The 16,007-nt window shown below is 70.6% G+C and carries 14 protein-coding genes; 4 read left to right on the forward strand and 10 right to left on the reverse strand.

Features of this window, described 5'->3' with window-relative positions:
* Positions 1–26 precede the first annotated feature (26 nt).
* From ABZ848_RS31735 to ABZ848_RS31755, 5 genes are all read right to left on the reverse strand, one after another.
* Entirely contained in the window at positions 27–647 is a 621-nt protein-coding gene (locus ABZ848_RS31735) for an ATP/GTP-binding protein (protein WP_360837449.1), read from the reverse strand.
* Positions 628–1,029: a DUF742 domain-containing protein gene (locus tag ABZ848_RS31740; protein WP_360837451.1), complete on the reverse strand. Its 402-nt coding sequence runs from the start codon at positions 1,027–1,029 to the stop codon at positions 628–630. Before ABZ848_RS31740 ends, ABZ848_RS31735 begins: the two co-directional genes overlap by 20 nt.
* Entirely contained in the window at positions 1,026–1,433 is a 408-nt protein-coding gene (locus ABZ848_RS31745; protein ID WP_360837453.1) for a roadblock/LC7 domain-containing protein, read from the reverse strand. Before ABZ848_RS31745 ends, ABZ848_RS31740 begins: the two co-directional genes overlap by 4 nt.
* Entirely contained in the window at positions 1,430–3,025 is a 1,596-nt protein-coding gene (locus ABZ848_RS31750; protein WP_360837455.1) for an ATP-binding protein, read from the reverse strand. Before ABZ848_RS31750 ends, ABZ848_RS31745 begins: the two co-directional genes overlap by 4 nt.
* Positions 3,026–3,304: 279 nt before the next feature.
* Positions 3,305–3,931 (reverse strand): helix-turn-helix domain-containing protein, encoded by a 627-nt coding sequence (locus ABZ848_RS31755; RefSeq protein ID WP_360837457.1) that lies wholly within the window; start codon positions 3,929–3,931, stop codon positions 3,305–3,307.
* 204 nt (positions 3,932–4,135) lie between these two features.
* Here ABZ848_RS31755 and ABZ848_RS31760 point away from each other — a divergent pair, with 204 nt between their 5' ends.
* Genes ABZ848_RS31760 through atzF form a run of 4 tightly spaced genes read left to right on the forward strand, consistent with a single transcriptional unit; the run spans position 4,136 to position 10,777 of the window.
* The gene (locus ABZ848_RS31760; protein ID WP_360837459.1) at positions 4,136–4,960 is read left to right on the forward strand and encodes an urea amidolyase associated protein UAAP1; all 825 of its coding nucleotides are present in this window, start codon (positions 4,136–4,138) and stop codon (positions 4,958–4,960) included.
* Positions 4,957–5,595 (forward strand): urea amidolyase associated protein UAAP2, encoded by a 639-nt coding sequence (locus ABZ848_RS31765; RefSeq protein WP_360837461.1) that lies wholly within the window; start codon positions 4,957–4,959, stop codon positions 5,593–5,595. The genes ABZ848_RS31760 and ABZ848_RS31765 overlap by 4 nt, the downstream gene beginning before the upstream one ends.
* Positions 5,592–9,101 (forward strand): 5-oxoprolinase/urea amidolyase family protein, encoded by a 3,510-nt coding sequence (locus tag ABZ848_RS31770; RefSeq protein WP_360837463.1) that lies wholly within the window; start codon positions 5,592–5,594, stop codon positions 9,099–9,101. The genes ABZ848_RS31765 and ABZ848_RS31770 overlap by 4 nt, the downstream gene beginning before the upstream one ends.
* A 14-nt stretch (positions 9,102–9,115) precedes the next feature.
* The gene (gene atzF / locus ABZ848_RS31775) at positions 9,116–10,777 is read left to right on the forward strand and encodes an allophanate hydrolase (protein ID WP_360837465.1); all 1,662 of its coding nucleotides are present in this window, start codon (positions 9,116–9,118) and stop codon (positions 10,775–10,777) included.
* 92 nt (positions 10,778–10,869) lie between these two features.
* On the opposite strand, the gene ABZ848_RS31780 is transcribed toward atzF, so the two are convergent.
* The 5 genes from ABZ848_RS31780 to ABZ848_RS31800 form a co-directional block, all read right to left on the reverse strand.
* A complete protein-coding gene (locus ABZ848_RS31780) occupies positions 10,870–13,731 on the reverse strand; it encodes a DEAD/DEAH box helicase (RefSeq protein WP_360837467.1) in 2,862 nt (953 codons plus the stop codon).
* Between the two features lie 86 nt (positions 13,732–13,817).
* Positions 13,818–14,768: a twin-arginine translocase subunit TatC gene (gene tatC / locus ABZ848_RS31785; RefSeq protein WP_360837469.1), complete on the reverse strand. Its 951-nt coding sequence runs from the start codon at positions 14,766–14,768 to the stop codon at positions 13,818–13,820.
* Positions 14,769–14,815: 47 nt separating this feature from the next.
* Positions 14,816–15,103: a Sec-independent protein translocase subunit TatA gene (gene tatA / locus ABZ848_RS31790; RefSeq protein ID WP_360837471.1), complete on the reverse strand. Its 288-nt coding sequence runs from the start codon at positions 15,101–15,103 to the stop codon at positions 14,816–14,818.
* Positions 15,104–15,365: 262 nt separating this feature from the next.
* Positions 15,366–15,560 (reverse strand): hypothetical protein, encoded by a 195-nt coding sequence (locus ABZ848_RS31795; RefSeq protein ID WP_360837472.1) that lies wholly within the window; start codon positions 15,558–15,560, stop codon positions 15,366–15,368.
* A gap of 20 nt (positions 15,561–15,580) precedes the next feature.
* Entirely contained in the window at positions 15,581–15,871 is a 291-nt protein-coding gene (locus ABZ848_RS31800) for a hypothetical protein (protein ID WP_360837473.1), read from the reverse strand.
* Between the last annotated feature and the right edge of the window lie 136 nt (positions 15,872–16,007).

The raw sequence follows: 16,007 nt of genomic DNA on the forward strand, positions 1-16,007 counted from the left end.
CGTGGGTCAGGGGATGTGAAGGCGCCTCAAGCCGGCGTCTTCGCCCGCGCGAGCGCGTGCAGGAAGCGCATCAGCGTCATCAGGACGTCCTTGCTGGAGGCCCGGCGGCGGGCGTCGCACTCGATGATCGGGATCTCATCCGGCAGGTCGAGGGCCGTACGCAACTCCGCGATCGGGTAACGCGGCGCGTCCGGGAAGGAGTTGACGGCGACGACGAAGGGCACGCCGCGCTCCTCCAGCCGCCCTATGACGTCGAAGCTGACCTCCAGGCGCCGGGTGTCGATCAGCACGACCGCGCCGAGCGCGCCCTCGAACAGGCCGTTCCACAGGAACCAGAAGCGTTCCTGGCCGGGCGTGCCGAAGAGGTAGAGCACCAGCTGTTCGGTGATGCTGATCCGGCCGAAGTCCATCGCGACGGTGGTGGCCGTCTTGGTGTCGGAGCCGAAGTTGTCGTCGACCCCGATGCCGGCCTGCGTCATCGTCTCCTCGGTGGTCAGCGGCCTGATCTCGCTGACCGAGCCGACCATCGTCGTCTTGCCGACTCCGAAGCCGCCCACGATCACGATCTTCACCGCGGCCTCGGCCGTGTGCGGCAGATGATCCTCCGAGCGTGGTCCGGGGATGGTGTCAGAGCCTTTGAAGTCCATGCATCACCGCTTCGAGAAGGGAACGGTCGGGGAGCGCCTGCCGGACGATCGGGGCGCGCGCCTGCACCAGCTCGGCCGTCAGCATGTCGGTGAGCAGCACGGTCACCACGCTGAACGGCAGGTTCAGATAGGCCGAGAGCTCGGCCACCGAGAGGGGGGCCGCGCAGAGCCGGAGCGTCGCCGACTGCTCCGGGGTGGCCGAGGCCGGCGGATCTGCGCGCGCCACGATTAACGTCACCAGGTCGATGTCGGCCCGCTCGCCGTCCGGTCCGGCGACGACGTACAGCCGTTCCGGGGCCTTCTCGGCGCCCTCTTTGACGGGTTGCGGGGGTGGCGGCGGCTCCTGCTTGGGATATCGCCGCCGGCGTTGCGGAGGAGTCATACGGCCTGCCCGTTGCGCCGGGGCGGACTGGTGAGGTGGGCGCCGATGCGGACCACGAGGTCGCGCATGCGGTTGCTCATGAGGCCCGGCTCGGCGACCACGTCGGACAGGACCGCGAGGTAGGCGTTGGCTCCGGCGGCCATCAGGTAGAAGTAGCCGCCGTTGATCTCGATGAGGACCATCTTCATCCGGCCGTCGCTGTCCGGGATCTCCTGGGCGACGGCACCCGCCAGGCTCTGCAGGCCCGCACAGGCCGCGGCGACGCGGTCGGCCGCGTCGGGATCACCTCCGTAGCGAGCGATGCGCAGGCCGTCGGCGGAGAGCACCACGATCATCTCGATGCCGGGTACTCCGTCGGCGAGATCCTTGAGCATCCAGTCGAAGTTGGCTCGCTGCTGGATCACTTGGGGTCCCTCTCCTCGTCGGCCTCAACACGGGCCGGCTCGTTGCTCGGCTGGTCAATGTCGAACGGGTCCGGCGTGCCCTTCAGTCCGTTCCAGAACGCCTCGACCCAGAGCCCCGGTTCGGGCTCGTCCTTCTGCTCCGGCTCCGGCTCCGGCTCGCGCGCCGCCCAGGCGGGCCGGGACTCCCGGGCCTCCCGCTCGGCCTCTTCGGCCGCGGCCTGCTGGGCGAGCCGCACGCTGAGCGGGGTCTTGACCCGGCTGCGCCGCTGCGGCAGCCCGCCTGCCGTCCACTCGGTGACGACGGGGACCTCGTCCTCCATGGAGACGCCGGCGGGGATGCGCGGGCTGGTGGGGCGGCGGCGCTTGACGGGGCGATTGGGGCCCTCGATGCCGCCGATGTCGAGCTTGGGCGCCGAGGTGGCGCCGATGCCGTGGGCGAGGCCGGGCGCCTCCTCCTCGGTCGTCATCACGCGCGGCACGATGAGCACGGCGCGGACTCCGCCGTACGCCGAGGCACGCAGCGCGATCTGCATGTCGTACGCCTTGCACAGGCGGCCCACGACGGCGAGGCCGAGGCGTGGGGACTCGCCGAGCTCCTGCACGTCGACGCCCGCCATGGCCTGCTCCAGCAAGTTCTCGATCTTGGTGCGGGCCTCTTCGCTGAGGCTGACGCCGGCGTCCTCGATCTCGATGGCGATGCCGGTCTGCACCTCGCTCGCGGTGACGTGCACCTTGGTCTGCGGCGGCGAGTAGCGGGTGGCGTTGTCGAGGAGTTCGGCGCAGGCGTGGATGACCGGCTCGACGGAGATGCCGCGGATGTTGACCTTGGCGATGTTGTCCAGCGAGATGCGCCGGTACTCCAGGATCCGGGACATGGCGCCGCGCAGCACGCTGTACAGCGGGACGGGCTGCGGCCACTGTCGGCCGGGGCGGCCGCCGCCGAGGACGGAGATCGAGTCGGCGAGCCGGCCGATCAGCGCGGTGCCGTGGTCGATGCGCAGCAGGTCGTCGAAGACCTCGGGGTTGCGGCCGTGGTCCTCCTCCATCTCCCTGAGTTCCTTGGCCTGTTGGTGCACGATCGCCTGGACGCGGCGGGCGATGCTGACGAAGGAGCGCTGCGAGGAGTCCCGCATCGCTTCCTCGGTGTCGACGATGTCGAGCACCGTCCGGAGCAACCGCAGCTGCCCGTCGGACAGTTCGGCGTAGCTCGGGTCGACGTTCGGGAGTTGGCGAATCACCTCTGCGGGCGAATTTCCCTTGCGCAACCAGTAGATCGCGGTCGGCGCGATTTCGTGCGCGAGGCGGAGCATCTGCTGTTCGTGCCCGGCGAGGCGCTGTTCCAGATACGCAGTGTGATGGGAGGTCTGTTCGCGCAGGGCACGCAGGCTGCGGCCGCGTCGTACGGCCTCGGCAGCCGCCGCGATCACCAGCAGGGTGGCGGCGCCACCGCACCAGCCGACGGCGGCCCGGGCCGGGTCGGACACCACGGCGACGGCGGCCCCGGTCGCCGCGGCCATCAGTATCGCGGGGAGCAACAGCACGCGCGCGTAGGGAAGTTCACGGCGGCCGGGAGGGGATTGAACACTCACCATGTAAGCCCTCTGAAACGAATCGGCTGGGAGTCGCGCATATAGGGAACAAGCGCACGAATACATCTCAACTCGGTGCGCTGCGGGCGAGCTTAGTCCGACCGGATCATCGCCGTGTCATATTCAGCAACCGCCTGAAACAGGGCGCGCGAAGCGAGTACGCTCACTCCATTTACACGCTGCGCCCCCGTTCGAACACGATGCGTCACGGGGAACGGGCATACGATGATCACTCACCGTGACGGGTGAAGTCCGGCCCCGACCCGTGACCCGGGTGTCGGTTCAGGCGCCGGCGATGCGCAGCGCGGCGTCCGCCGTGGCCTCCGCGAACACCGACACCGGCCGCTCGGAATCGGAGCGGCGCACCAGGATCACGCCCTCGATCAACCCGAACAGCAGGTCCGTACGGAGGTCGAGCTCGCTCTTGGCGAGCGCGCCACCGGCGTCCGTGGCGGCGAGCAACTGCCGGTAGGCGTCCTTGAGTTCGGCGCGCACGGCGTGGAAGCCGGCGAACCGCTCGGCCCGCACCTCCGGGAGCAGGTACAGGGCGCCGAGGTTGTGCGGGCCGCCGCACAGCAGCTCGACGTCGGCGCGGCACAGCTCCCACAGCCGGTCCTCGGCCTGGACGGTGTCGTCGGCGAGGAGTTCACGGGCGTACGTCAGCGAGGGCGTGACCGTGGACTCCAGGAGCTCGGCGAGGAGTTCCTCCTTGCCGGAGACGTAGTGGTACATGGAGGCCTGCCGCATGCCCGCGCGCTCGGCGACCGCACGGGTGGTGGTGGCCGCGTAGCCGCGGGTGGTGAACAACTCGGCGGCGGCCGCGAGCAGTTCGTCGCGCGGCTCGAGCCCGCTGTCCGGCCGCTGCGCGGCCCGCGGTCTGCCGACCCGGCGCCCACCTGTCGTACCCATGGCCTCGATCCTCGCACACGCAGGTCAGCGGCGGTCTGCGGACGATCCCGGTGAGGGGTCGGTAACCGACCGGCAACGTGCGGGCAATGCCGACGACCCGCCCCGCGCCTAATTTCTGTCGGGCGACAGAAATACCCGAGCGACTGAGACAAGCGCCCCCAGCGCCCAGCCCGCAGCCCGCAGCCCGCACCAGGAGGTCCCGCGATGGCGACAGAGACCACGTACGGAGCCCGCGACCACGCCCGCGCCCAGGAGGGCACCCGCGCCGAGGCCATGCCCGTCGTCCCGGCCGCCGACTGGCCGGACCCGCCCTGCGCGGCGGGCCACCTGGTCTGGGCGGAGACCGTCGCGGGCGGCAACTACACGCACCGGGTCCTGGCCCGCGGCACCGAGCTGCGCCTGACCGACCTGCGCGGCGACGCCTGCGCGCATCTGCTGCTGTACGTGGCCGACCGGCCCTGGGAGCGGCTGAACGTCGCCGACACGGTCAAGGTCCAGTGGAACGCCTACCTCGGCGAGGGCCGGCTGCTCCTGTCCGACCAGGGCCGGGTGCTGGCGAGCGTCGTCGCGGACACCTCCGGCCGGCACGACTCCCTGTGCGGCACCTCCACCCTCGTCCGCAACACCGAGCGGTACGGCGACGGCACCCCGCAGTCCGGCTCGCCCGCGGGCCGTGAGCTGTTCAAGCTGGCGGCCGCGAAGAACGGCCTGGAACCACGGGACCTGCCACCCTCGCTCTCCTTCTTCCAGGGCGTGGCGGTCCGCGAGGACGGCTCCCTCGACTTCGCCGGCTCGACCGGCCCCGGCGGCAGCGTCACGCTCCGCGCCGAGCAGGACCTGACGGTGCTGATCGCCAACGTGCCGCACCCGGCCGACCCGCGCCCCGACTACGTCAGCACCCCGCTGGAGGTCCTGGCCTGGCGCGCCGCGCCGACCGCCCCCGGCGACCCGCTGTGGGAAGCCACGCCCGAGGGCCGCCGCGCCTTCCTGAACACCTCCGAATTCCTCGCCGCCAGGGGGCTCGCATGAGCACGAACACCTCAACGACCGTGCGTACGGCCGTCGTTCCGGCGCGCGCCGCCTGGTCGTCGGTCGTCCGCACCGGCCAGACGCTCACCATCACCGACCTGTACGGCAACCAGGCCGTGGACTTCCTCGTCTACGACGCCCACGACACCTCGGTCCGCTACAGCGCGCCCGACACCATCCACGCCCAGGGCGGCATCTTCCTGACCACGGGCAGCGTGCTGATGTCGAACGAGCACACCCCGCTGATGACGGTCGTCGACGACGAGGTCGGCCGGCACGACACGGTCGGCGGCGCGTGCTCCAAGGAGTCCAACACCCTCCGCTACGGGCACCACACCTGGTCCCAGCACGCGTGCGTGGACAACTTCCTCGCCGAGGGCGCCAAGTACGGCCTCGGCAAAAGGGACTTGGTCTCCAACATCAACTGGTACATGAACGTGCCGGTCGAGAAGGACGGCACCCTCGGCATCGTCGACGGCCTCTCGGCCCCCGGTCTGAAGCTGACCCTGCGCGCCGAGCGGGACGTACTGGTGCTGGTCTCCAACTGCCCCCAGATCAACAACCCTTGCAACGGCTTCGACCCGACGGCCGTGCAGATGACCATCGAGGCCGCCGCTGCGGGGGACACCGCATGAGCTTCGACAAGCTGCTGGTCGCCAACCGGGGCGAGATCGCGGTACGGATCATCCGCACCGCCCGCGAACTCGGCCTGCGCACGATCGCCGTGTACTCCGACCCCGACCGCTCCGCCCCGCACGTCCGGCTCGCCGACGAGGCGGTACGGCTCGGCCCGGCGCCCGCGAAGGAGTCGTACCTCGACCCCGACCTGGTGCTGAGGGCGGCCAAGGACTCCGGCGCGGGCGCGATCCACCCCGGCTACGGCTTCCTGTCCGAGGACGCGGCCTTCGCGCGCCGCTGCGAGGACGCCGGAATCGTGTTCGTCGGCCCGACACCCGAGCAGCTGGAGCTGTTCGGCGCCAAACACACCGCGCGGGCCGCGGCCGAGGCGGCGGGGGTTCCGCTGGCACCGGGGACGGGTCTGCTGGCGTCGCTGGAGGAGGCCCGCGCGAAGGCCGCGGCGATCGGCTATCCGGTGATGCTCAAGGCGACCGGCGGCGGTGGCGGTATCGGTATGTCGGCATGTCGATCGGCCGATGAACTGACCGACGCCTGGGAGCGGGTGCAGCGCGTCGCCGCCGCCTCCTTCTCCTCCGCCGGCGTCTTCCTGGAGCGCCTGGTGGAGCACGCCCGCCACGTCGAGGTCCAGGTCTTCGGCGACGGCGAGGGCAGGGTCGTCACCTTCGGCGACCGCGACTGCTCCCTCCAGCGCCGCAATCAGAAGGTGCTGGAGGAGGCCCCAGCCCCCGGGCTCCCACCCCACGTGCGCGAGCAACTGGCCACCTCCGCCCGCGACTTGTGCGCCTCCGTCGGCTACCGCTCCGCCGGGACCGTCGAGTTCGTGTACGACGCCGCCCGCGAGGAGGCCTACTTCCTGGAGGTCAACACCCGTCTCCAGGTGGAGCATCCGGTCACCGAGGAGGTGTACGGCGTCGATCTGGTCGCCTGGATGCTGCGCCTGGCGCGCGGCGAGCGCGAGGGCGTGCGCGACCCCGGCGCACCGCGCGGCCACGCCGTCGAGGCCCGCCTCTACGCCGAGGACCCCTCACGCGAACACCGCCCGAGCGCGGGCCTGTTGACGCGGGTCGAGTTCCCGCCGGGCGTGCGCGTCGACGGCTGGGTGGAGACCGGAACCGAGGTGACGACGTCGTACGACCCGATGCTCGCGAAGATCATCGCGTACGGCACCGACCGCGCCCACGCGCTGGAACGGCTCGACGAGGCCCTCTCCCGCACCCGCGTCGACGGCATCGAGACAAACCTCGGACTGGTGCGGGCCGCGCTCAGGAACCGGGACTTCGCGGCGGCGACCCACTCGACGGCGACCCTGGCGGCCGTGGCCGACCCGACCCCGCGCATCGAGGTCGTCTCCGGCGGCACCCTCACCACCGTCCAGGACTGGCCCGGCCGCACCGGCTACTGGCAGGTCGGCGTGCCCCCGTCCGGCCCGATGGACGACCTCGCCTTCCGCCTCGGCAACCGCGCACTCGGCAACGAGGAGGGCGCTCCGGGTCTCGAATGCACCCTCCAGGGCCCGTCGTTGAGGTTCACGCACCCGACGACGGTGTGCGTGACGGGCGCCCCTGCGGAAGTGAGCGTGGACGGGCGGCCGGTCCCCCAGTGGGAGCCCGTGACCGTGCCCGCGAACGCCCTGCTGCAGATCGGCGCACCCGCCCAACACGGGCTGCGCACCTACGTGTTGTTCGCGGGCGGCGGCCTCGACGTGCCCGCCTTCCTCGGCAGCGCGAGCACCTTCACGCTGGGCCGGTTCGGCGGGCACGGCGGCCGGGCGCTGCGCACGGGCGACGTACTGCACGGCGGAGCCACCGCCGAGGGAACACCGGTGACCGACCGCCCCTCCTACACCTCCACCTGGCACATCGGCGCCGTCGAAGGCCCGCACGCGGCACCGGAGTTCTTCACCGAGGACGACATCCGCGACTTCTACGCCGCCGACTGGAAGGTCCACTTCAACTCGGCCCGCACCGGTGTACGCCTGGTCGGACCCAAGCCGCGCTGGGCCCGCACCGACGGCGGCGAGGCGGGCCTGCACCCCTCCAACATCCACGACACCCCGTACTCGGTGGGCGCCGTCGACTACACCGGCGACATGCCGGTGCTGCTCGGCCCCGACGGCCCCTCCCTCGGCGGATTCGTCTGCCCGGCAACGGTGTTGAGCACCGAACGCTGGAAACTGGGCCAGCTGCGGCCGGGCGACACCGTGAAGTTCGTGCCCGTGACGGTCGACGGCTCACCGCGCCCCGAGATCGTGGACGGCGGCGTACTCGCGCGGGACGGCGATGTGACGTTCCGCCGCAGCGGCGACGACAACCTGCTGGTCGAATTCGGCGAGATGCAGCTCGACCTGGCCCTGCGCATGCGCGTCCACGCCCTGATGGAAGCGGTCACGGAAGCCGAGCTCGACGGCGTCACGGACCTCACACCGGGCATCCGCTCCCTCCAGGTCCAGACGAACCCGGCCCGCCTCCCCCAGCATGAACTCCTCACCCTGGTAAGGGAGATCACGGCGACCCTGCCCCCCACCGACGAACTGGTCGTCCCCTCCCGCACCGTCCACCTCCCCCTCTCCTGGGACGACCCGGCGACCCGCGAGGCGATTGCCCGCTACATGGCGGGCGTCCGCGACGACGCGCCCTGGTGCCCCTGGAACATCGAGTTCATCCGCCGGGTCAACGGCCTGGACTCGGTGAACGACGTGTACGCCACGGTCTTCGACGCGGAGTACCTCGTACTGGGCCTGGGCGACGTCTACTTGGGCGCCCCGGTCGCCACCCCTCTCGATCCCCGCCACCGCCTGGTGACGACGAAGTACAACCCCGCCCGCACCTGGACCGCCGAGAACTCGGTCGGCATCGGCGGCGCCTACCTGTGCATCTACGGCATGGAGGGCCCCGGCGGCTACCAGTTCGTCGGCCGCACCACCCAGGTCTGGTCGCCCTGGCAGCAGCGCGGCGCCTTCGAACCCGGCTCCCCCTGGCTGCTCCGCTTCTTCGACCGCATCAAGTGGTATCCGGTCGACGCGGACGAACTCCTCGAACTCCGGGCCGACATCACGTCGGGCCGCTTCGTGCCCCGCGTCGAGGAGGGCACCTTCTCGCTCGCCGACCACCGCGCCTTCCTCGCCGAACACGCGGAGTCGATACGGGAGTTCAGGACCCGGCAGCAGACGGCCTTCGCGGCCGAGCGGGACGCCTGGGAGGCGGCGGGCGAGTTCACGCGGGCAGAGGCGGCGAGCGCACCGGCCCCTCCCCCGGCCGAGGTGACGATCCCGCCCGGCGGCCAGCTGATCGAGGCCGAATTCGCGGCGTCCGTCTGGCAGTTGAACGTCCAACCCGGCGACGAGGTCACAGCCGGACAACCCCTCCTCACCCTGGAGGCGATGAAGATGGAGTCCAGGGTGCCCGCGCCGACGGCCGGCGTGGTGACGGAGATCCTGGCCAGGCTGGGCGACCAGGTGGAGGCGGGCACGGCACTGATCGTCCTGGCCCCCGCCGCGAGCTGAAAGAGGAACGAGCGATGTCCACCACCGTCTCCCGAGTCCGCGCCGCCTACGCCCGCATCGAGGCGGTGGACCGCCCCGAGATCTGGATCGACCTGCGCCCGCAGGAGGAGGTCGAGGCGGAGGCCAGAGCGCTGGACGAACGAGTCGCAGCCGGCGAACAACTCCCCCTCGCGGGCCGCCTGTTCGCCGCCAAGGGCAACATCGACGTGGCCGGCCTCCCGACGACCGCGGGCTGCCCTGCGTACGCCTACGAGCCCGAAGCGGACGCGCCGGTGGTCGCCCGCCTCCGCGCGGCGGGCGCGATAGCGCTGGGCACGACGAACCTGGACCAGTTCGCGACGGGCCTGGTGGGCACCCGCTCCCCGCACGGCGCGGTCCGCAACGCCCACGACCCCTCACGCATCAGCGGCGGCTCCAGCTCGGGCTCGGCGGTCGCGGTCGCCCTCGGCCTGGTCGACCTGGCCCTCGGTACGGACACGGCGGGCTCGGGCCGGGTCCCGGCCGCCTTCAACGGCATCGTCGGCCTCAAACCGACCCGAGGCCTGGTCCCGACGACGGGCGTGGTCCCGGCCTGCGCCTCCATCGACTGCGTGACGGTCTTCGCCCGCACCCTCCCGGAGGCGGAACAGGCCCTGTCCTTCATGACCTCCCCACCGACCCGCGCCCTCCCACCGCTCCCCCAGCGAGGCCCGGGCCCCTGGCGCATCGCGGTCCCGCCACGCGACCAGCTGGGCGAGCTGGACGAGGGCTGGGCGGAGGCGTACGAGGCGGCGGTACGACAGCTCGCCGAGGCGGGCGCGGACATCCGCACCCTCGACCTGACGCCGTTCACCGAGGCCGCCGCGATGCTGTACGAGGGCGCGTTCGTGGCCGAGCGCTACACGGCGGTGGGTGCATTTGTCGACAAGGCAACAGCAGACAACACCGAGGGTCTGGACCCCACCGTCGCCGGCATCATCACCCGCGCCCGAGACATCCCGGCCCACCGCCTGTACGCCGACATGGACCGCCTGGAAGCCCTCCGCACCCGAGCCCTGACCGAACTCGCCGACGCGGACGCCCTGCTACTCCCCACAACCCCGGGCCACCCCACCCTCGCCGAGGTGGCGGCCGACCCGCTGGGCGCCAACGCCCGCCTGGGCCGCTTCACCAACTCGACAAACCTCTTCGACCTGGCGGCGGTGGCCGTCCCCGCAGGCGAGGTGAACGCCCTCCCCTTCGGCGTCATGCTGATCGGCCCGGCATTCACGGACGACCGCCTGGCGAGAATCGCAACACTCCTCCAGCCGGAAACCCGCTTGGCAGTGGTGGGCGCCCACCTGACAGGCCAGCCCCTGAACCCCCAACTCCTGTCCCTGGGCGCCCGCTTGGACCACACGACGACAACGGCCCCGACGTACCGCCTGCACGCACTGAGGACGGAGCCCCCGAAGCCGGGGCTTGAGTACGTAGGCGAGGGAGGCGCCAAGATCGAAGCAGAGGTCTGGCGCCTACCGGCCGAGGGCCTGGGCCACCTGCTGACCGCACTCCCCCGCCCCATGGCCTTGGGAAGCGTCGAACTGGCAGACGGCAGCCGGGTCCCAGGCTTCCTGTGCGAGCCGAGCGCGCTGAAGGAAGCCGAGGACATCACCCAATACACCGGCTGGCGGAACTATGTGAACCGCAGGCCCAGCTGAGGTTCTTTCAGGGGCGCGGGGCTGTATAAATTTGCGGCTCCGCCGCGCGGGCGCGACCAGCCCCCACCCACCCGCACCCGCGCCCCAACCCGTCACCCCACAGACGAGTAGGCCACAACCCCCCGCAGCAACAGATCAACAGCCTTCCGCGCGTTCTTCGCCACAGTCGACCCCTCCCCGCCAGAAACCGGAGCCGCAGCCGAAATCTGCCCCAGCACATCAATCACCTGCTTGCACCACCGCACAAAGTCCCCGGCCGGCATCTCCGCCTCCCGCAGGACCTCGTCAAGCCCCTTCCCAGAGGCCCACATGTACGCGGCCCAGGCGAACCCGAGATCCGGCTCCCGCTGCCCGACCCCTTCGGACTGCGTGATCCGGAACTCCTCCTCGAGCCCGTCCAGCCGCCCCCAGATCCGCACCATCTCGCCCAGCGCGGCCTTGGCCTTCCCGGACGGCAGCTTCGGCGCCATCGCGTCGTCGCCCACCCGAGCCTCGTACACCAAAGCCGAGACACAAGCCGCAAGCTCCGCAGGCCCGAGCCCTTCCCAGACCCCGGCCCGCAGACACTCACTGGCCAACAGATCGAGCTCGCCGTACAGCCGCGCAAGCCGCTTCCCGTGCTCGGTGACGTCGTCACCCCGCAGATAGTCGAGCTCGGTCAACAGGGCGACGATGCGGTCGAAGGTCCGCGCGATCGTGTTCGTCCGCCCCTCGATCCGCCGCTCCAACTGCGACGTGTCCCGCAGCAGCCGGTGATACCGCTCGGCCCAACGCGCATGGTCCTCACGGTCGTTGCACCCATGGCAGGGATGCGCCCGGATCGCCGTACGCAGCCGCGCGATCTCCCGGTCGTCGGCGGCCTGCGACCGCTTCTTGCGCGCCCGCTCCGGCGGAATGTGCCCCGCCTTGGTCCGCAGCGCGGACGCGAGGTCCCGACGGGACTGCGGCGAGCGGGGGTTGAAGGACTTCGGGATCCGCATCCGCTCCAGCGCCTCGACCGGCACCGGGAAGTCCATCGAGGCCAGCCGCTTGACCTGCCGCTCGGCGGTCAGCACCAGGGGCCGGGGCCCGTCGTGGTGCTCGAACCCGCGGTGGCCGTTCGACCGCCCCGCAGGCAGCCCCGGATCGAGCACCAGCGCCAGCCCGGCGTACTTCCCGGTCGGCACATGGATGACGTCACCCGGCTTGAGCTTCTCCAGCGCGACCGCGGCCTCGGCCCGCCGCTCGGCGGCCCCCTGCCGGGCCAGCTCGGTCTCCCGGTCCTTGAGCTCGCGCCGCAGCCGCGCGTACTCCTCGAAGTCCCCGAGGTGGCAGGTCATGGACTCCTTGTAGCCCTCGAGCCCCTCCTCGTTGCGCTGCACCTGCCGCGAGATGCCCACGACCGACTTGTCGGCCTGGAACTGCGCGAAGGACGTCTCAAGCAGCTCACGCGACCGGTGCCGCCCGAACTGCTCGACGAGGTTGACCGCCATGTTGTACGACGGCTTGAAGCTGGACCGCAGCGGGTACGTGCGCGTGCCGGCCAGCCCCGCCAGATGCTCGGGGCTCATCCCGCGCTGCCACAGCACGACGGCATGCCCCTCTACGTCGATCCCCCGACGCCCGGCACGCCCGGTCAGCTGCGTGTACTCGCCCGGGGTGATGTCCGCGTGCTGCTCGCCGTTCCACTTGACGAGCTTCTCCAACACCACGGAGCGCGCGGGCATGTTGATGCCGAGAGCCAGCGTCTCCGTGGCGAACACGGCCTTCACCAGGCCCCGTACGAACAGCTCCTCGACGACCTCCTTGAACGTCGGCAGCATGCCCGCGTGATGGGCCGCGATACCGCGCTCCAGGCCCTCCAGCCACTCGTAGTACCCCAGGACGTGCAGGTCCTCGGTCGGGATCGACGCCGTGCGCTCCTCGACGAGGGAGCGCACCCGCTCCCGCGCCTCCTCATCGTTCAGCCGAAGGCCCGCGAACAGGCACTGCTGTACGGCCGCCTCGCAGGCGGCGCGGCTGAAGATGAAGGTGATGGCGGGCAGCAGTCCCTCGGCGTCGAGCCGCTCGATGACCTCGGGGCGGCCCGGCGTCCACACGCGCGAGCGCTGTCTGCGCTCCCGCTCCCGGTCGGCCTCGCGCATCGCACGGCCGCGTCTGCGGTCCTGGTACGAGGGCCGCTGGGCCTCCATGCGGGCCAGCCTGGTGAGGTCGGGGTTGACGGCCTTCTTGCTGCCCTCGCCCTCCTCGAACAGGTCGTACATCCGCCGCCCGGCGAGCACGTGCTGGAACAGCGGCACGGGCCGGTGCTCGGAGACGATCACCTCGGTGTCGCCGCGCACGGTGTCCAGCCAGTCGCCGAACTCCTCGGCGTTGGACACGGTGGCCGACAGGGACACCAGGGTCACCGACTCGGGGAGGTGGATGATCACCTCTTCCCACACGGCGCCCCGGAAGCGGTCGGAGAGGTAGTGCACCTCGTCCATGACCACGTATCCGAGGCCGAGGAGGGTCTGGGAACCGGCGTACAGCATGTTCCTGAGCACCTCGGTGGTCATGACGACCACCGGGGCCTCGGAGTTGACGCTGTTGTCGCCGGTCAGCAGGCCGACCTTGTCGGCGCCGTAACGGCGGCACAGGTCGGCGTACTTCTGGTTCGACAGTGCCTTGATGGGTGTCGTGTAGAAGCACTTCTTGCCCTGCTGGAGGGCGAGGTGGACGGCGAACTCGCCCACGATCGTCTTGCCGGAGCCGGTGGGCGCGGCGACCAGCACTCCCTTGCCCGCTTCGAGTGCCCGGCAGGCCTCGATCTGGAAGGGATCGAGGCCGAAGTCGTACATCTCGCGGAAGGAGGCGAGCGCGGTGGCCTGCTCGGCAGCGCGACTGCGGGCAGCCGCGTACCGCTCGGCCGGTGAGAGGTCCTCTGTCATCGTGCTTTCGAGCGTACCGGGCCCCACTGACAACAGGACGATCATTATCCGGAACCCGGGCCCTCAAACACCGAGAGGTGCCCACGTCACCAGGGACGGGGCACCTCTCGTCAGTGCTTGTGAGCGGAGGCTCAGGTCACATCGTCGTAGCCGTTGACCCGGTCCGTGCTCGACTGCTCGGGCAGCGCCCGGCTCGCGGAGACGGTCTCGACCTCGCCGATGTCCTCGGGGGTGAGGTCCAGATCGGAGGCCTCGTCGTCGGCGGGGCCCTCCTCCTCGCGGCGGCGCTTGCGGCGGTCGTTCAGCAGCGAGAAGACCGCGGCTCCGAAGTACAGCACCCAGATCGGACCGGCGAGGGCCAGCATGGAGAGCGGGTCGGTGCTCGGGGTCGCGACCGCCGCGAACACCGTGATGCCCATGATCATGCCGCGCCACCAGCCGAGCATCCGCTTGCCGCTCAGCACCCCGGTGAGGTTGAGCATGACCAGCAGCAGCGGGAGCTCGAAGGAGAGACCGAAGACGAGCACCATGCGCGTCACGAGGTCGAGCAGATCGTCGAGCGGCAGAAGGTTGTTGACGTCCTTCGGCGTGAAGCCGATCAGCACCTTCGCCGTGGTCGGGAGCACCGCGTAGGCGAAGTAGGCGCCACCGAAGAACAGGGGCACGCCCGTGCCGACGAACGCGTAGGCGTACTTGCGCTCGTGCTTGTGCAGGCCGGGGGCGACGAAGGCCCACAGCTGGTACAACCACACCGGAGAAGCGAGCACGACACCGGCCATCAGGGACACCTTCAGGGCCAGCGTGAAGGGCGTGAGCAGACCGTTGATCGTGATCTGCGCGCACTGCTGGCTCTTCGTGTGCGAGTTCTGCAGCTGCTCGAAGGTCTGCGAGCAGCCGACGGAGTCCAGCACCGGCTTGGTGATGATGTTGATGATGTCGTTGTAGAAGAAGGCGGCCACGGCCGTGACGACCACGATGGCCAGCATCGCCTTCGCGAGCCGGTTGCGGAGCTCACGAAGGTGATCCGCAAGGGGCATCCGCCCCTCGGGATCCTTCTCCTTGTTGCGGGCAGACTTGGGCAACCCACGTCCTCATCTCGTGCGGCAGGCCGGAGGCGTCCGGCCCTGCATCAGGCCTTGGTGGTGTCCGTCGGCTCGGTGACCGGGCGCGAGCTGGTCACGTCGCCGGGAGAGGCCTGGATGGTGCGCTGCGCCGGGGGCTGCTCGCCGTTGTTCGGCGGGCCGGCCGGGGTGGCCGAGCTGCTGCCCTCTTCCTTCATCGCCTTGGCCTCGCTCTTGAGGATGCGAGCGGACTTGCCGAGCGAGCGCGCCATGTCGGGAAGCTTCTTCGCGCCGAACAGCAGGATGATGACGACGAGGATGAGAATGATCTCGGGGGCGCCGAGCCTTCCGAACATAAGTCTTTACCTTCTCACCGAGGCGGCTGGGGGTGGGATGCTGTCCGACCGGTCGGACACCTGTCCGATCGACCGTGCTGGCAGCGATCGTAACGCTCAGGGGTAAACGTGAGGCAATCCCCGTGCGTACTCCCGGTCCGCGGTCCGCGCCTCGTTCTCCGGGCCGCGACCAGCAGCGTACCTGCCAGTGTGGCCCGGGTGACAGGTCGAAGTGACCCAAACCGCCTGCGGCGCAGGACTCACACCATCCGCACAGCGGGACTCAGAGGGAGTCCACAGCTCTGGCGGTGCTCACCGCGGCCCGCTCCAGGTCCTCGGCGGCCCTGTTGATACGGCGCGCGGAGTCCGTGACCTGCCTGCCGAGGCGCTGCGCCTCCAGGAACACCCGCACGGCGAACACTCCGAGCACGGCGAGACCCAGGAAACCCACAGCTACCGCGAACATCGGCCAGAACATGACGCCGAGACTAGACCCTCTTACGGAGTGTGCAGGCGCAGGGTCCTGACCCCGCCGCCGGTCAGCAGCTCCACGATCCGCTCACCGGCCGGTTTGCGGACCGAGGCGCCGCACTCCGGGCAGGTGAAGGAGTAGAAGGTGCTGCGGCTGGTGGCCCCGATGGCGAGCCGCAGTGCGCTCGCGCCGAGCTCGAAGCTCCCCCGGCAGTCCGGGCACCCCGCCCGGAACACGACCGCCGAGACACTTCTCATCCCGGCGAACGCGGACGCGACCGACATGCCCTGCACACCCGACACCGACGACTCGCTCAAAGCCCCTGCTCCCCTTCTTTTTGGTCGTTCGCCTACGAGGTGCCTCAGCCGGTGCCGAGGAGACGACCGCACCCCAAGCCACAGCTCCAACACCAGCCCAAGCCACAACCCCATCACCAACCCCAGTCACGCCCNC

Source organism: Streptomyces sp. NPDC047081 (assembly GCF_040643775.1).
Classification (GTDB): Bacteria; Actinomycetota; Actinomycetes; order Streptomycetales; family Streptomycetaceae; genus Streptomyces.